18 protein-coding genes and 2 tRNA genes are annotated in these 15,998 nt (G+C 65.1%); 12 read left to right on the forward strand and 8 right to left on the reverse strand.

Translation table 11 applies throughout. The features are described from left to right. Both NO357_RS15105 and NO357_RS15110 read left to right on the forward strand, forming a co-directional pair. Positions 1–992 (forward strand): 2-oxo acid dehydrogenase subunit E2 (locus NO357_RS15105; RefSeq protein WP_306736539.1); only part of this gene is annotated, 992 nt, incomplete at its 5' end. Between the two features lie 155 nt (positions 993–1,147). Continuing rightward, positions 1,148–1,336 carry a hypothetical protein gene (locus NO357_RS15110; protein ID WP_306736540.1) on the forward strand — a complete coding sequence of 63 codons (189 nt, stop codon included), beginning with the start codon at positions 1,148–1,150 and terminating at the stop codon, positions 1,334–1,336. A gap of 10 nt (positions 1,337–1,346) precedes the next feature. Here NO357_RS15110 and NO357_RS15115 read toward each other — a convergent pair whose 3' ends face one another. Both NO357_RS15115 and NO357_RS15120 read right to left on the reverse strand, forming a co-directional pair. Continuing rightward, the gene (locus NO357_RS15115) at positions 1,347–1,919 is read right to left on the reverse strand and encodes a c-type heme family protein (RefSeq protein ID WP_306736541.1); all 573 of its coding nucleotides are present in this window, start codon (positions 1,917–1,919) and stop codon (positions 1,347–1,349) included. A 155-nt stretch (positions 1,920–2,074) separates the two neighbouring features. Next, positions 2,075–2,950, reverse strand: coding sequence for a glycosyltransferase family 2 protein (locus tag NO357_RS15120; RefSeq protein ID WP_306736542.1), 876 nt, complete (start codon positions 2,948–2,950; stop codon positions 2,075–2,077). Positions 2,951–3,092: 142 nt separating this feature from the next. Here NO357_RS15120 and NO357_RS15125 point away from each other — a divergent pair, with 142 nt between their 5' ends. Continuing rightward, on the forward strand, positions 3,093–3,866 hold the full coding sequence (locus NO357_RS15125) for a hypothetical protein (protein WP_306736543.1): 774 nt from the start codon (positions 3,093–3,095) through the stop codon (positions 3,864–3,866). Here NO357_RS15125 and NO357_RS15130 read toward each other — a convergent pair. The 3 genes from NO357_RS15130 to NO357_RS15140 form a co-directional block, all read right to left on the reverse strand. Beyond that, positions 3,851–4,081, reverse strand: a complete 231-nt coding sequence (locus NO357_RS15130; RefSeq protein WP_306736544.1) for an RND transporter — start codon at positions 4,079–4,081, stop codon at positions 3,851–3,853. The genes NO357_RS15125 and NO357_RS15130 overlap by 16 nt on opposite strands. Positions 4,082–4,113: 32 nt before the next feature. Continuing rightward, a tRNA-Asp gene (locus NO357_RS15135) sits at positions 4,114–4,190 on the reverse strand. A 454-nt stretch (positions 4,191–4,644) separates the two neighbouring features. Continuing rightward, positions 4,645–4,721 (reverse strand) — tRNA-Asp (locus NO357_RS15140). Positions 4,722–4,988: 267 nt separating this feature from the next. Here NO357_RS15140 and NO357_RS15145 point away from each other — a divergent pair. Next, positions 4,989–5,111, forward strand: a complete 123-nt coding sequence (locus NO357_RS15145) for a hypothetical protein (protein WP_306736546.1) — start codon at positions 4,989–4,991, stop codon at positions 5,109–5,111. Positions 5,112–5,137: 26 nt separating this feature from the next. Further along, complete coding sequence (locus NO357_RS15150) at positions 5,138–5,470, forward strand: TfoX/Sxy family DNA transformation protein (protein ID WP_306736547.1); 333 nt, start codon at positions 5,138–5,140, stop codon at positions 5,468–5,470. On the opposite strand, the gene ndk is transcribed toward NO357_RS15150, so the two are convergent. Then, positions 5,467–5,889, reverse strand: coding sequence for a nucleoside-diphosphate kinase (gene ndk, locus NO357_RS15155; RefSeq protein ID WP_306736548.1), 423 nt, complete (start codon positions 5,887–5,889; stop codon positions 5,467–5,469). The two genes, NO357_RS15150 and ndk, sit on opposite strands and share 4 nt — an antisense overlap. 79 nt (positions 5,890–5,968) lie before the next feature. Then, complete coding sequence (locus tag NO357_RS15160) at positions 5,969–7,162, reverse strand: multidrug effflux MFS transporter (RefSeq protein WP_306736549.1); 1,194 nt, start codon at positions 7,160–7,162, stop codon at positions 5,969–5,971. 170 nt (positions 7,163–7,332) lie between these two features. Between NO357_RS15160 and NO357_RS15165 the strand changes: the two genes are divergently transcribed. Then, entirely contained in the window at positions 7,333–9,168 is a 1,836-nt protein-coding gene (locus tag NO357_RS15165) for an ABC-F family ATP-binding cassette domain-containing protein (RefSeq protein ID WP_306736550.1), read from the forward strand. A 3-nt stretch (positions 9,169–9,171) separates the two neighbouring features. On the opposite strand, the gene NO357_RS15170 is transcribed toward NO357_RS15165, so the two are convergent. Further along, entirely contained in the window at positions 9,172–9,702 is a 531-nt protein-coding gene (locus tag NO357_RS15170; RefSeq protein WP_306736551.1) for a hypothetical protein, read from the reverse strand. Positions 9,703–9,900: 198 nt separating this feature from the next. On the opposite strand from NO357_RS15170, the gene NO357_RS15175 reads away from it, so the two are divergent. The 6 genes from NO357_RS15175 to NO357_RS15200 all read left to right on the forward strand — a co-directional run bounded on the left by NO357_RS15175 (position 9,901) and on the right by NO357_RS15200 (position 15,988). Continuing rightward, on the forward strand, positions 9,901–10,530 hold the full coding sequence (locus tag NO357_RS15175) for a MarC family protein (RefSeq protein WP_306736552.1): 630 nt from the start codon (positions 9,901–9,903) through the stop codon (positions 10,528–10,530). A 19-nt stretch (positions 10,531–10,549) separates the two neighbouring features. Beyond that, positions 10,550–11,128, forward strand: a complete 579-nt coding sequence (locus NO357_RS15180; RefSeq protein WP_306736553.1) for a retropepsin-like aspartic protease family protein — start codon at positions 10,550–10,552, stop codon at positions 11,126–11,128. 97 nt (positions 11,129–11,225) lie between these two features. Beyond that, entirely contained in the window at positions 11,226–12,542 is a 1,317-nt protein-coding gene (locus NO357_RS15185) for a glutamine synthetase family protein (RefSeq protein WP_306736554.1), read from the forward strand. A gap of 94 nt (positions 12,543–12,636) precedes the next feature. Next, on the forward strand, positions 12,637–13,323 hold the full coding sequence (locus tag NO357_RS15190) for a type 1 glutamine amidotransferase (RefSeq protein WP_306736555.1): 687 nt from the start codon (positions 12,637–12,639) through the stop codon (positions 13,321–13,323). Beyond that, a complete protein-coding gene (locus tag NO357_RS15195) occupies positions 13,320–14,690 on the forward strand; it encodes a glutamine synthetase family protein (protein WP_306736556.1) in 1,371 nt (456 codons plus the stop codon). Before NO357_RS15190 ends, NO357_RS15195 begins: the two co-directional genes overlap by 4 nt. Next, positions 14,687–15,988 carry an NAD(P)/FAD-dependent oxidoreductase gene (locus NO357_RS15200; RefSeq protein WP_306736557.1) on the forward strand — a complete coding sequence of 434 codons (1,302 nt, stop codon included), beginning with the start codon at positions 14,687–14,689 and terminating at the stop codon, positions 15,986–15,988. The genes NO357_RS15195 and NO357_RS15200 overlap by 4 nt, the downstream gene beginning before the upstream one ends. Positions 15,989–15,998 lie beyond the last annotated feature (10 nt).

Consider the following 15,998-nt stretch of genomic DNA (forward strand, 5'->3'; position numbering starts at 1 on the left):
CACCTGCTGCCGCGCCCGCCGCCCCGGCCGCATCCCCCGCCCCCGCGGCCCCGGCCTCCGCCGATGGCGGCCGGATCTTTGCCAGCCCGCTGGCGCGCCGGATCGCCGCCGACAAGGGGCTGGACCTGGCCCGGATCAAGGGGTCGGGGCCGAAGGGCCGGATCGTCAAGGCCGACGTAATCGGCGATGTCGTCACCGCTCCCGCGGCGGCGCCCGCCGCCGCAGCCGCTCCGGCCGCCGCTCCGGCCCCCATGCCGCAATCGGCCAGCTCGGAGATGGTGGCGCGGATGTATGAGGGCCGCGAGACCGAGGAGGTCAAGCTCGACGGCATGCGCAAGACCATCGCGGCACGGCTGACCGAGGCCAAGCAGACCATTCCGCATTTCTATCTGCGCCGGGACATCAAGCTCGACGCGCTGCTGAAACTGCGCGCCGAGATGAATGCCGGGCTGGAAGCGCGCGGCGTCAAGCTTTCCGTCAACGACTTCATCATCAAGGCCTGCGCCAACGCGCTGCAGGCGGCGCCCGAGGCCAACGCCGTCTGGGCCGGCGACAGGATCATCAAGCTCAAACCGTCAGACGTGGCGGTCGCCGTGGCGATCGACGGCGGCCTCTTCACCCCGGTGATTCAGGATGCCGACAAGAAGTCCCTTTCGGCGCTGAGCACCGAGATGAAAGACCTCGCCGCCCGCGCCCGCGACCGCAAGCTGGCGCCGCACGAATACCAGGGCGGCAGCTTCGCGATTTCCAACCTGGGCATGTTCGGCATCGACAATTTCGACGCCGTGATCAACCCGCCGCATGGTGCGATCCTGGCCGTCGGCGCGGGCGTGAAAAAACCGGTGGTCAACGCCGATGGCGCGGTGGCGGTGGCGACGGTGATGTCTGTGACGCTCAGCGTCGATCACCGGGTGATCGACGGCGCGCTCGGGGCGCAACTGCTGCAGGTGATCGTCGATCAGATCGAAAACCCGCTGTCGATGCTCGCCTAAGAGAAACACGCGATTTCAGGGTATTAGATACCTGTTATCGGATAACGGCCCGCTTCGCGCGGGCTGTTATTGCTTTGCATCCGGCCTCGGCTGTTTCCTGTTGTCACACCGCCCGACGCGGACCCGCAACAGGCAGGCGAAAGGAGCCGACGCCGATGACCAAAGCCTTGCAGACCTCGGCCATGCTCTTTGCTTTTGCCGCCGCCGGCCTCGCCGTGATCCATTTTCCGGAAGGTGATAAAAGCGCCGTCGCCGGGTTGGGACCGGCGCCTAAGATCACCGTCACGCCGCTTGACGACAAGGGGCGCGACCGGCTGGGCGCCGGCCGGGTCTTTCAGAACTGAGAACGCGAAGTCAGTCGAGCGCCTTCATCAGCGTGAAGACGCCGCGCATCTGGCCTTCCTCGAAACCGCGGGCCGTGTCCTCGGGGTAGAGTTCGGCCAGCTTGTCGACCACCGACTGCTGCACCTTGTCGCCGCCATGGCAGTTCAGGCAGACCGCCGCGGTCGGGATCGCCTTGACCAGGCGGAAGACCTGGCGTCCGTTCTCCTCGACGATCGCGGCCTTGGCCATGTCCTCGGCTTTTTCACCCTTGGCTTCGCGGGCCAGGAACTCCTCGATCGCCGCGGCGGTGAAGGCATCGGCGGCGTTTTCGGGGTTGCGCAGCTTGTGCGACGACCGCGCCACGCGCCAGCCCGTTGCCCCGGAGACCTGGGCGGCGATTTCCGGTGCCTTGGTGTTGCAGACCGAGATGCCGTTGACCGGTCCACCGGCCTCAATGGCCGCCACCAGCTCTTTCTTCAGGGCGCCGCCGAACTGCATCATCACGCCCTTGCCTTCCTCGACCAGGGCCGCCTTGTCCGCCGCGGCGGCCATGCCCGCCCATGCGGCGATTCCGATGGCGAGCGCCGTCACTGTCGTCTTCATGTCTTTTCCTCCGTCAGCTACGTATGAAAGGCGTGGGTGCGGTCACGGTAAAGCGGTGCCGCTCTGCCATGCAATCGCTTTTTCCGCGAGACGCGCCGGTGCGGCAGAAGTCTGCGCGGATGCGACCGCGCCCCGCGCGCCGTCAGAAGTCATCGTCAGAACAGGCCGAAAAATCGCTCGGGCAGTTCGAACTGCAACTGGTAATCCGGGCGGTCAAACTCGTAGAAGCCGGTGTCGCCGCGCGGCCGGAAGGTCCGGCGCATGGTCTCGCGATAACCGGACATGTCGAAACCGTCGACTTTCTCGAGATCGGCGAAGGCCTCGAAGGTGGCACGATCCTCGCCGCGAGACTCGGCGAACCAGTGGCGGCCGATGGCGGTGTCCTTGACCCCCGTCCCGATTTCCTCGGTCACCGCGTTGCGGCGGTTCATGGCGCTGACATATTCCGGGAAATCGCAATATTTCAGGTGGAAAAGGTAGAGGTCGTCGGGCGCAAACAGCTTGCCATACTGGGTAAAATGCCCGCCCCGTGCAATCTTGGTTCCGACCGACACGACGCAGGGCTTGGAATAGTGCGGTGCCAGCCGGACATGGCGGCGCGGGCCCAGGATCCGGTCAGTGATGGCCTCGGGCTCGAGGTCGATGCGGTGGGTCACTTCCAGCCCGAGCGGTGTCAGCACCCGTCGAATGGGCGCGTCCCACAGATATTCCAGCAGGTTTTGACCGCGCTCGGGGTCGACCACCACCAGCTCATCAACATCGCCGATGATGATGTGGTCGTAGTAGGATCTGAGCCCCATCACGATGTTGTTGAGAAGCCGCCAGCGCTTCATGTCGAAATTTTTGTGGGCGTCGCCGGGGATGCCGATGATGTTGCAGCCGGTGGCGAGCTCGGCCACGTCGGCGCCGCGGCCGTGGTTGACGATGTAGCAGTTCTCGCGCCCCAGCACCTCGCCATAGTGGTGCAGCCAGGCGCGCAGGAAGAACAGGTCTTCGCGTACCATCGTTACCGCGGCCACTTTCGATTGCATCTGCTCGCCCACTTCGCTCTCGCCCCTGTTCGACGGGGCTTTGCCGTCACAATAGGGGCTTACGCCTGCGCGCGAAATGAAAATCCGGCTTTCTCGGGCGGAAAAAACCGGGCAGAATAGCAGAAAAGAGGCAAGAGCAGCCATGTTGCCGGACGATTTCACCGCCCGTTTCGCGGAAACCGGGCTTTATCTGAAGCGCGCCAACGACGTGCCCCTGGCACAGTTCCAGGTGCTGGGCGAACGCGCCTGCGGCACCAACATGGTACGCAAGGCGATCGACAAGAATGTCGAGCTTTACCGCACCGAGGGCCTGGGCTGGAAGCATGCCGTGCCGCACATGGTGGCGATCCCGCGCGACATGCTGATCGTCTGCGCCGTCCGCAACGCCGCCAGTTGGGCGCTCAGCATGCACAAACGCCCCTGGCATTCGCATCCCGACCTGCAGACACTGGAGTTTTCCGCCTTCATCCGATCCCCCTGGCGCGGCATCGTCGACCGGGCCAGCGATTTCGAGGAACTGCACCCCGAGATGGTACCACATGTCGAAGGCGCCGAGCTGCAATACGACCGCCACCCGATCACCGGCAAACGGTTCGCCAACCTGTTCGAGCTGCGCAATCTCAAGCAGGCGGCGCTTCTGGGAATGCTCAACCGCGACTGCAACGTGCTGGTGGTCAAAGCCGAAAAAGTGCAGCGCGACCAGGTCGGCTTCGTCGCCTGGATGATCGAAGAATTCGGCCTGCCGCTACGCGGGTTGCGCATCAAGCCGGTGGCACAGCGGCTGGGCAATCGCTTCAACCGCTCGGCCGAGGTCGAAACGCCGGCGAAGATACCGCCCGAGGATCACGCCTTCATGATGCAGCAGCTCGATCTCGAGATCGAGACGGCGCTGGGATACGACTATTCGCTTGGTTGAGACCTGGTGATCTCGCGCACGCCCTTGAGCAGCAGCAGCACCCAGGGCGTACCGTGCATGACGAGATCGAAGATGTCGATCCCGCGCGACAGCTCTCCGGCGGCCAGCATCTTGAGCTTTTCCCAGATATGCGGCTCGGGCGTGAACGGCGCGAGGCCGAGAAAGAGCGAGGCCAGGATCAGGATGCTCCAGGGTATGCCGTCGAGAAATCGCATCGTCTGCCTTCTTGCCGTTTGCGAGGAAAGAATGGCGCGGTTGACGGGGCTCGAACCCGCGACCCCCGGCGTGACAGGCCGGTACTCTAACCAACTGAGCTACAACCGCGTTGTGTCCGGGGGACATAGTGCCTGTCTTGGTGGGCGTCAATGCCCTTGATTTCGAGACCGCTCCGATCTTCGCGTGAACCCGGCGATTGCCGGCGACTCGATTGCCGCTCTTGGCCGGAAGCGGTCGTTCACGCTGTCGGGAGTTCCCGGCCCGGACTCAAGGCGCCCCGCGCCGCCGGGCCAGCGGCGGACCGTCCCGGCGGTCTGCCGCCTTTGCAGGCGAAGTGCCTGACTTGGAGGGAAGGAAGTGCTTGGCTGGCATCAACTGCCCAACGCAACGGTCGTTGCGGCAGCCCACGCTCCGCCGCTGGCCCGGCTTGGTTGGTGAATGAAGCTTAAGGCCATTTCCCGCCGCCCTCGCGACACCAGCCATATCCGATGAATGTCTGGCAACCGCCAAGCCCGAACGAAAAAAGCGCCCCCGAAAGGGCGCTTTTTGCGAAGGGCAGCGGTGGCGCGGTTGACGGGGCTCGAACCCGCGACCCCCGGCGTGACAGGCCGGTACTCTAACCAACTGAGCTACAACCGCTCACTGCCCGCCCCGGCATTGCCGCCGAAGCGTGGCGACGTGTTTATGCCCGCCCACGCGGGGCGTCAAGCGCCGGAATGCACGGGGCGTGAAAAATTCAACCGAAAAACCCGTGGCAGATCGGCCACGTCGCGGGGTCTGTCCGAATTCTCCCTATTTTCGTCCGCCCCACGCCGCAATCCACAACCATCCTTGCCGGACGAACCGCAGAAAGCGCCGACCGGCGCGTGGCCGGCTGGCGCCTTTGACGAGTAAAGGAGCAGACCGATGGCCTCTGCCAAACCGCCGAAACCGGCCGCCCCCGCGCCGAAGCCCGGACCCAAGACACCGGCGCAGCCGGCCAGCCAGACCCGGCCGAAACCGATCATCACCGATTACGCCTCGCTCTGAGCTGGCGAGACGGTTAGGCTGTCGACATGGGCACGCCTGTTTCGACCATTCGCAATCTCGGCCCCGCGATGGAGGCGGCTTTTGCCCGGTCGGGGATCCACTCGGCCGAGGAGTTGCGCGCGCTTGGGCCCGACGCCGCCTATGCCCGCCTGCTCGAAAACGGCCATAGGCCGCATTTCATCGGCTACTACGTTCTGGTGATGGGGCTTCAGGGCCGCCGCTGGAACGACTGCAAGGGCGCCGAAAAGGCCGCCTTGCGCCGGAAATTCGACGCGTTGAAGGCGGCCAAACATGACAAGGGCCGCTCCGATCTGGAAGCGGCCCTAGACGCGATCGGGGTGGTCGAAAAGCGGCGTTAGCCCACCAGTTCCAGCCCCGAGAAGAAGAACGCGATCTCTTCCTTGGCGGTGTCGGGCCCGTCCGAGCCGTGCACCGAGTTCTCGCCGATCGACAGCGCGAAGGTCTTGCGGATGGTGCCGTCGGCCGCCTCGGCCGGGTTGGTGGCGCCCATCACCTCGCGGTTGCGGGCAATGGCGTTTTCGCCTTCCAGCACCTGCACCACGATTGGTTCGGAAATCATGAATTCGCACAGCTCGTCGAAGAACGGGCGCTCCTTGTGCACGCCGTAGAACTGCTGCGCCTGGGCCAGCGTCAACTGGATCCGCTTGGAGGCGACAACGCGCAGACCGCCGTCTTCCAGCATGGCGGTGATCTTGCCGGTCAGGTTGCGCTTGGTGGCGTCGGGCTTGATGATCGAGAAGGTGCGTTCGAGTGCCATGGTCATGGGCTCCTGTTGCGTGTTGGTCAGCGTTTGGGCGCCCTGCTACCATGGGGGCGAGGCTTTGAAAAGCCGCAGATTAGAGCCCGCTGCGCTGGCTTTCGAGACGGCCCACGGCATAGGCTGCCGCCAACCCGACCCCGCTTGAAACCACCATCGCGCCCAGAAGCACGTAGACACCGAAGGCATTGGTCACCAGCGCACCGACCAAGGTGGAAATCGCCGCACCGCCAGCCAGCGTCAGCGCCCCCGAGAGCCCCGAGGCGGAGCCGGCGAGCCTGGGTGCCACCGACATCACCCCGGCATTGGCGCCAGGCAGCGTCAGCCCGTTGCCGAAGCCAACGAAGATTGCGCCGCCGAACATCACGGCCGGATGCGAGATCCCGGCCAGCACCGTCAGCATGGCCGCCAGCGGACCCAGCGTGGCGCACCAGCGCCCCAGCACCATCAGCCGCACGATGCCCCAGGACCGCGCCATCCGGGTCGAGACGATATTACCGAGCATGAACCCGCCCGAGATCGAGCCCATACCGATCCCCAGCAGCGCCGGCGTCAGCCCGTAGGCCGCCTCACCGACCTGCGGCGCGCCGCCGAGAAACACGTAGAACCCCCCAACCGAGAACACCAGAAGAGCGCAATAGGCCCAGAACAGGCGCTCCCGGAACAATTCCGGATACGAGCGGAACTGCACTGAAAAACTGACCGAGGGCGTCTGGTTGGTCTCGCCCATGTCGGCCCAGATCAGCAGCAACAGCGCCACGCCTGCAATGGCAAAGAACCAGAAGGTCGACCGCCAGCCGAACCATTCATCGAGGTAGCCGCCAAGGACCGGCCCCAACAGCGGCGCCAGCGCCATCGCCGTGCCCATGATGCCCAAAAGCCGCGCTGCCTCTTCCTTGGGGGCAATGTCGCGTACCACCGTCCGGCTCAGCACCATGCCCACGCCGACCATGCATTGCATCATGCGAAACCCTAGGAAAACCCAGACATTTTCCGCCAGCGCACACCCCACCGAGGCCACCACGAAAACCGCGAATCCTCCCAGCATCACCGGTCGCCGCCCGATCATGTCGCTCAACGGCCCAAGGATCATCTGCAACACCGCTGACATAGCCAGGTACCCGCCCAGCGCCAGCGAAACGAGGCCGTAATCGGCGTCATACTCCGCCGCGATCTGCTTGAGCGACGGCAGGAACATGTTCAGCGACAGCACGCTCAGCGAGGTGAGAAGCACCAGCGTCAGCATACGGGGCGGGGATTTTGCGGGGGCCATGAGGCATCCGTTCACATGTGAATGTCTCAGCGGTAGCGCCGCGCCGGGAGGGCTGCAAGACGATTGCAGACGGACGCCCGGAAAACGTCGCGTTTTCCGGCCCGGAATTCGTATCGAATTCCGCCACCACCCCGATTGACACCCCCCGCCCCCTCTGGCACGTCCCCCCAATGCTCAGGCTCGACGACATCTCCTATTCCGTGGCCGGGCGGCCGCTGATCGAGCACGCCTCGGCCACCATCCCGACCGGCCACAAGGTTGGTCTTGTGGGCCGCAACGGCACCGGCAAGACCACGCTGTTCCGTCTGATCCGTGGCGAGCTGGCACTGGAGACCGGCGAAATCACCCTGCCATCCCGCGCCCGTATCGGAGGGGTGGCGCAGGAGGTGCCGGGCAACGAGGTCAGCCTGCTCGACACCGTGCTCTCGGCCGACACCGAGCGCGCCGCGCTTCTGGCCGAGCATAGCGACGATCCCCACCGCATCGCCGAGATCCAGACCCGGCTGGCCGATATCGACGCCTGGGGCGCCGAGGCCCGGGCGTCGGCGATTCTGCGCGGGCTGGGATTTACTGCGGACGAGATGCATATGCCCTGCGCGGCCTTCTCGGGCGGCTGGCGGATGCGGGTGGCGCTGGCGGCGGTGCTGTTTGCCGCGCCCGACCTGCTGCTGCTTGACGAACCGACCAACTATCTCGACCTCGAGGGCGCGCTGTGGCTGGAAAGCTATCTGGCGCGCTACCCCCACACGGTGATCATCGTCAGCCACGACCGGGGACTGCTCAACCGTGCGGTGGGCGCGATCCTGCATCTCGAGGACCGCAAGCTGACTCTCTATCAGGGAAACTACGACGCTTTTGCCGAAACCCGCGCCGCGCGGCTTCTGGCGCAAGAGGCCGAGGCCAAGAAACAGGACGCCCGCCGGGCGCATCTGCAGAGCTATGTCGACCGGTTCCGCTACAAGGCGGACAAGGCGAAACAGGCGCAGTCGCGGCTGAAAGCGCTGGCGAAAATGACACCGATCACCCCACCGCAGGAAGCTGCACTGCGCGCGTTCAGCTTCCCCACGCCGGAAGAGCTGTCGCCACCGATCCTGCGGGTCGAGAACGGGGTGGTGGGCTATGATGACAAACCGGTTCTGAGCCATCTCGACCTGAGAATCGACCAAGACGACCGGATCGCGCTGCTGGGCCGCAACGGCGAGGGAAAATCCACCCTTTCCAAGCTGTTGTCCGGCCGGCTTGGTCTGATGCAGGGGCGCGTGACGCGGGCGGCGAAACTGCGCGTCGGCTATTTCGCCCAGCACCAGGTGGACGAGCTGCACGTCGATGAGACCCCGCTCGATCATATCCGCCGCCTGCGCCCCGACGAGCCGCCGGCGAAGCTCCGCGCCCGTCTGGGCGGCTTCGGCATCGGGGCGGAACAGGCCGAAACGCTGGTGGGTCAGCTTTCGGGCGGGCAGAAGGCGCGGCTGTCACTGATGCTGGCCACGCTCGATGCGCCGCACCTGCTCATTCTCGACGAGCCCACCAACCACCTCGATATCGAGTCCCGCGAGGCACTGGTCGAGGCGCTCACCGCTTATACCGGGGCGGTCGTGCTGGTTAGCCACGACATGCACCTGCTGTCACTTGTCGCCGACCGGCTGTGGCTGGTCTCGGACGGGCGCGTCACCCGCTACGACGGCGATCTCGAGTCGTATCGTGAGATGCTGCTCGCCCCCGAGAGGCCGGCGAAGACAGAAAAGCCGAAAGCCAAGCCCAAGCGCCCGTCGCGCGACGCCATCCTCGCCCTGCGCGCAGAGGTGAGGAAGTGCGAAGAACGCGTTGATAAGCTGAATGAAATGCGTGATAAGCTCGCCACAAAACTGGCCGCACCCGAGCTTTACGATAATCCCGCTGAGGCCGCCGTCTGGCAAAAGAAATACGCCGAGGTGATGGACGGGCTCGACCGCGCCGAAGGGCTGTGGATGGGCGCGCTCGAGAAACTTGAAACCGCCGAAAGCTGACGATCAGCCCCAAGCCTGCGCCGCCCGCCCAGCAATGTGCCAGCCAATCGTGATCGGGTCGCTCTCTCCTACAGCCATGATATCGCGGCAAAAATCCTGCGCAGCGGCACGGACTCCGTCCAGGGACCCGAACGGAGCGTTATGGAACCAGACCCCGCCATAAGATTTTTCGATGACCTCGACCTCGCCGAACCGCGCGGCAATCGCCGCGGCCCGGGCAATTGCCTCACGCCTGGTCTCGTCCAACCGAATCTCAACCCGAAAGCGGTGATGCCCGGCCCTCTTGCCTACGCTACGTAGGTAGAAGCCGACATCGCTGACATCGGGTCTCATGATGGTCGTTGCAGTCTGAGGCCGTTCAATCAGGATATAGGACCGCGCCGGAGCCTCGGGAAAAACTGCCTCCAGCACCTCGTCGAACCGCTCCAACCGCGCCTGATAGATACGTCCCGGAAGGCCATAATTCGGGCTCGGGTTCTGCAACAGGCGGTTCGAGCGCATCAGCCCGACCTGCAGAAGCATAAAAACCGACAAGGCAATGCCTGTTGAAACCCCAAGAAACCACATAGCATACCCAAGACAATACCTACCAAGCCCGGATGCAACCTGGCCGCGCATCCCGGCCAAAACATGACATTCCCGGTGCAATTCCTTGCCGCGCCGCCAGAAAGACGGCACGCAACGACCGGCGAGCGGCTTGCTAGTCGGGCCATTCCGCCCTAGCACAGGTCCATGGACCCCGCCTTTCTCATCACCGCCTTCACCGCGCTGTTCGTGGTGATCGACCCGGTCGGCCTGACGCCGCTGTTCGTCACGCTCACCCAAGGCGCCGACGCACGCCATCGCCGCGGCATCGCCATCCGCGCCTGCATCGTGGCTTTCTTCATCCTCGCCGCTTTCACGCTGTTCGGCGAGGCGGTGCTGGGTTTCGTCGGCATTTCGATGCCCGCTTTCCGCGTCGCCGGCGGGGCGCTTCTGTTCCTGACCGCGCTCGACATGCTGTTCGAACGCCGCAGCCAGCGGCGCGAGGATCAGGCCGGGGGCAGCGGCGACGAATTGCCCGATCCCTCGGTCTTTCCGCTGGCCCTGCCGCTGATCGCCGGGCCCGGCGCCATCGCCACGGTCATCCTGCTGGCCGGTCAGCAGCGCGAGGCGCTGGGCGTGGTGGCGGTGATCGGCGTCACGGTGGCCGTCCTGCTGGTGGTGTTCGCCTTCTTCCTCGCCTCTGGTCTTCTCGAGCGCGCGCTGGGCAAGACCGGCATCAACATCGCCACCCGGCTCTTGGGCATGCTGCTCGCCGCGCTGTCGGTGCAGTTCATCCTCGACGGCCTCAAGACCTTCGGGTTTGCGGGCGGCGCCTGAGCACCCTATATCCCATCCCATGACCAACGATCCTGCCAGTCTCGTCTATCTCGCGCTGCTGCTGTCGGCGGTGGTGTTCTGGTTCATTACCCAGAACCGCGCCTCGTTCGGCAAGCTCACCCAACAGGCCCTGGCCTGGGGGCTGATCTTTGCCGGCGCGCTGGCGGTGGTGGCGCTCAAGGACGACATCATGGGCGCGATCGCGCCAAAGCAGGCGGTTTTCGCCAACGAAGGCCGGATCGAGTTGCCGCGCGCGCCGGACGGACATTATTACCTTACGGCAGAAGTCAACGGCGCACCGGTGCGCTTCACCGTCGATACCGGTGCCAGCGAGATCGTGCTGAGCCTCTCGGACGCGCAGTCCGCCGGGATCGACACCAACAACCTCGCCTATGTCGGCCGCGCCTTCACCGCCAATGGCGAGGTGCGCACCGCGCCGGTGCGACTCGACAGCTTTGCCGTCGGACCGATCCGCGACATTGGTATCCGCGCTTACGTCAACGAAGGTGCGATGGACGGCTCGCTTCTGGGCATGAGCTATCTGCAGCGTTATTCCAGGATTGAGATCACCGACGGGGCACTGACGCTCACCCGCTGAGGCCTGCGGCCCATACCGTGGCGGTTGCGCGGATTGGGACTGGACATTTCCGTCACGGGCCGGGATATTTTGATCAAATTATCAAAACGAGCCCCTCATGGACCTGTCCCATCTGCAAACCTTCCGCGCCGTGGCGGCCGATCTCAACGGCCAGATGCGCGGCAAGCGGCTGCCGGCGCAAGCGGCGGACAAGCTCGAACAAGGCAGCGTGCGGATGCCCTATTCGGTGCTCAATGTCGATATCTGGGGCGCCGATATCGAGGACAGCCCGCTGGTGTTCGAGACCGGCGACGCCGACGGCATGCTGCTGCCGACCGAGCGCGGCGCGGTGCCGATGCCGTGGCTGGAGAACCCTTCGGCGCTGGTGCCGATGTGGATGCATCATGACGATGGCACGCCGTTTGCCGGCGATCCGCGGCATGCGCTGGCGCAGGTTCTTGCCCGCTATGCCGCGCGCGGCTGGACAGTCCAGGCGGCGACCGAGATGGAGTTCTATCTGGTCGATGACGCCGGCGCCGTGCTGATGCCGCCGCGCAACCCGTTGTCGAACCGGCCGCTGCAAAGCCACGCGATCCTGTCGCTCCGCCAGCTCGATGCGTTCGACGATTTCTTCACCGCGCTCTACGAGGCCTGCGCGATCATGGCCATCCCCGCCCAGAGCACCATTTCCGAGGCCGGGCTGGGCCAGTACGAAATCGACATCCAGCACGACGAGGCGATGATCGCAGCCGATAACGCCTGGCTTTTCAAGACACTGGTCAAGGGTCTGGCACGGCGCCATGGCATGGCTGCGACCTTCATGGCGAAACCCTATGGCGCGGATGCCGGTAACGGCTGCCACGTGCATTTCTCGGTGCTGGACGAGACCGGCAACAACATCTTCAACGACGGCAGCGAAGCCGGGTCTGCGCTGTTGCGCCACGCGGTTGCCGGCTGCCTGCACGCCGCTCATGGGTCGACCCTCATTTTCGCGCCGCACGCCAATTCTTACGAACGGCTGGTGCCGGGGGCGCACGCCCCGACCGGCATTTGCTGGGCCTATGACAACCGTACCGCCGCCGTGCGCGTCCCGGCCGGTGCTCCTCAGGCCCGGCGGATCGAACACCGGGTTTCGGGCGGCGATATCAACCCCTATCTCGCGCTTGCGGTGATCCTGAGCGCGGCGCTGGCCGGTATCGAGGACAGCGCCGAGCCACCCGCCCCAATCTCCGGCAACGCCTATGACCTCGACCTGCCGCAGCTTGCCCCCGACTGGGCCAGCGCCATCGCCACCTTCGAGACCGATCCCTTCATCGCACGTTGCCTCCCGCCGGAGTTGATCCGCAACCTGTGTCATACCAAACGTCAGGAAATGCGGCGCATGGCCGACATCGTGCCCGAAGAGCAGTGGATGACCTATCTCGAAGCGGTCTGAAACGCCGGAACAGTCGGCGGCCTGCCTTGACGCCATCGCGCCTTTGACCCATGCTGAATTTGATCAAATCAGACGTCACCCAAACAGGTATCCCATGAAGATCGGCATCCTGCTCACCGGCCACGCGCCCGAGTCGCTCCTGAGCAGTTCCGGAGATTATGCCGCGATGTTCGCTCGGCTGCTCGATGGCCACGGCTTCGATTTCGAGACCTTCGCGGTGGTCGACGGGATGTTTCCCGAAAGCGCCGAAAGCTGCGACGGCTGGTTGATTACCGGCTCGCGTCATGGCGCCTATGAGGATCACCCCTGGATCCCGCCGCTGGAAGAACTGATCCGCCAGATCGCTGCTTCGGAGCGGCCGCTGATCGGGGTCTGCTTCGGGCACCAGATCATCGCCCAGGCACTCGGTGGCAAGGTCGAGAAGTTCCAGGGCGGCTGGGCCGTGGGCCCGCAGAACTACGACATCGACGGCCAGACATTGAAACTCAACGCCTGGCACCAGGATCAGGTCACCGCGCTGCCGCCCGGGGCACAGGTGATCGGGTCGAACCGTTTCTGCGTCAATGCGGCACTGCTGATCGGAGACAACATCCTGACCATCCAGCCGCACCCCGAATTCAACGCCGCCTTCCTTGCCGGCCTGATTGACCAGCGCGGCCGCGGCGTGGTGCCGGACGATTTGCTCGACGCCGCCAAGGCCCGACTGGACGACGGCGGCGACGCCGCGGCCTTCGCCGACCGGATGGCCGCATTTCTCAAAGCGAAAGCCCCCACAGCATGAGCACCGAAAAAGACAGCTGGCTCACCACCCTGCCCCAGCCGGCACAGGCCTATCTCGAAGGTCGCCGGCTCGACGAGGTGGAATGTATCATCGCCGACCTGCCCGGAATCGCCCGTGGCAAGGCGGTACCGGCATCGAAATTTGCCCGGCAAAGCTATTTCCACCTGCCGGACTCGATCTTTTTCCAGACCATCACCGGCGACTGGGGCGAAGCCGCCGGCGAGGAAGGCTTCATCGAACGCGACATGATCCTGAAACCGGACATGGAAACGGCGACCGCCGCGCCCTGGACCGGCGACTGGACGTTGCAGGTGATCCACGACGCCTATGACCGCAAGAACCGGCCGATTTCCTATGCGCCGCGCAACGTTCTGAAGCGGGTGGTCGACCTCTACCGCCAGCAGGGCTGGGAGCCGGTGGTGGCGCCCGAGATGGAGTTCTACCTCGTGGCCCGTAACCTCGACCCGGCCAAGGCGATCGAGCCGATGATGGGCCGCTCAGGCCGTCCCGCCGCCGCCCGCCAGGCTTATTCGATGACCGCGGTCGACGAGTTCGGCCCGGTGATCGACGACATCTACGACTTCGCCGAGGCCCAGGGCTTCGAGATCGACGGAATCACCCAGGAAGGCGGCGCCGGCCAGCTTGAGATCAACCTGCGACACGGTGATCCGGTGCGGCTTGCCGACGAGGTGTTCTATTTCAAGCGCCTTATCCGTGAAGCGGCGATGCGCCATAATTGCTACGCTACCTTCATGGCCAAACCGATCGCCGACGAGCCCGGCTCGGCCATGCATATCCACCATTCGGTGATCGACCTCGAGACCGGCAAGAACATCTTTTCCGGTCCCCAGGGTGGCGAGACCGATGCCTTCTTCCACTTCATCGGCGGGCTGCAAAACCACCTGCCCTCGGTCATTGCGATGCTGGCGCCCTACGTGAACTCCTACCGCCGTTACGTGCGCGAGCACGCCGCGCCGATCAACCTCGAATGGGGCCGCGACAACCGCACCACCGGCATCCGGATACCGATCTCCGGCCCCGAAAGCCGCCGTGTCGAGAACCGGCTGGCGGGCATGGACTGCAATCCATATCTCGGCATCGCCGCATCGCTGGCCTGCGGCTACCTCGGGATGACCGGCGAGCAACGCCCGGACAAGCAGTGGAAAGGCGACGCCTACGAGGGCGAAGAGGACGTGCCGCGCGAGATGGGCGCGGCGCTCGACCTGTTCGACGAGGCGACGAAGATGCACGAGGTGCTGGGTCCGGATTTCGCCCGGGTCTATTCCATCGTCAAGCGCACCGAATACGAGGAGTTCCTGCAGGTGATCAGCCCCTGGGAACGAGAGCACCTGCTGCTGAACGTATGAACCTGCTGTTTTCCAACGACAAACGCGGGGCGCTCCCGCCCAGCTGGTATGCCGCCACGGCGCACGAGGCCCCACACCGGCCGATGCTCAAAGGCGAACAGCGGGCCGATGTCGCGATCATCGGTGGGGGCTTTACCGGGCTGTCGGCGGCGCTGCATCTGGCCGAAGCCGGCTTCGACGTGGCGCTGCTCGACGCCCACCGGGTCGGTTTCGGCGCCTCGGGCCGCAACGGCGGTCAGCTCGGCTCGGGTCAGCGGCTGGAGCAGACCGAAATCGAACGGCTGATGGGCATGGACGACGCCCGCCGCCTCTGGCGACTGGCGGAAGACGCGAAAGATCTCGTCAAGGCCCTGGTCGCCCGCCACACCATCGACTGTGACCTCAAGCCCGGGGTGGCGCATGCCTGTTTCAGCGACCGCGAGGTGACACATGAACATGCCTACGCCGATCATCTCGCGCTGCATTATGGCTATAACGAGATCGAGACACTCGACGCCACGGCGATGCAGGCGCTCTGCCCGTCGCCGAAATATGTCGGCGGCACGCTCGACATGGGGGCCGGCCACCTGCATCCGCTCAATTTCGCGCTTGGCCTTGCCCGCGCCGCCGAAGCTGCCGGTGCCCGGGTTTACGAGCGCAGCCACGTCCACCAGATCAGAGAGGGCGCACCGAACGAGGTTTGGACCGAGGCAGGCAAGCTGCGTGCGACTCATGTGATCCTGGCCGCCAACGGCTATCTCGGCGGGTTGAACCGCAAGGTCGCGGCGCGGGTTATGCCGATTAACAATTTCATCGCCGCCACGCCGCCCCTGGGGACCGAGGCGGCCAAGGTCCTGACCCGCGACGTGGCGGTGGCCGACACCAAGTTCGTGGTCAACTACTTCCGCCTGACGCCCGACCAGCGGCTGCTGTTCGGCGGCGGCGAAAGCTATGGCTACCGCTTCCCCGACATCGACCGTACCGTGCGCAAACCGATGGCCGAGATCTTCCCGCATCTCGCCGACATTCCGTTCGACTATACCTGGGGCGGCACCCTGGCGATCACGATGCGCCGCCTGCCTTACCTGGCGCGGGCCGGCAAGACCGTGCTGTCGGCCTCCGGCTATTCCGGCCACGGCGTCGGCACCGCCACCCATGCCGGCCAGCTGATGGCCCGCGCGATCCAGGGCGACGCCGAGGGATTCGACACCATGGCACGGATCCCGACTCGCCCCTTCCCCGGCGGCCCGGCGATGCGCTCACCGCTGCTGGCGCTGGCGATGACCTGGTACGCGCTGCGCGACCGGCTGGGCGTCTGATCCCAAGGCG

It is taken from the genome of Marimonas arenosa (genome assembly GCF_030848945.1).
GTDB lineage: Bacteria > Pseudomonadota > Alphaproteobacteria > Rhodobacterales > Rhodobacteraceae > Marimonas > Marimonas arenosa.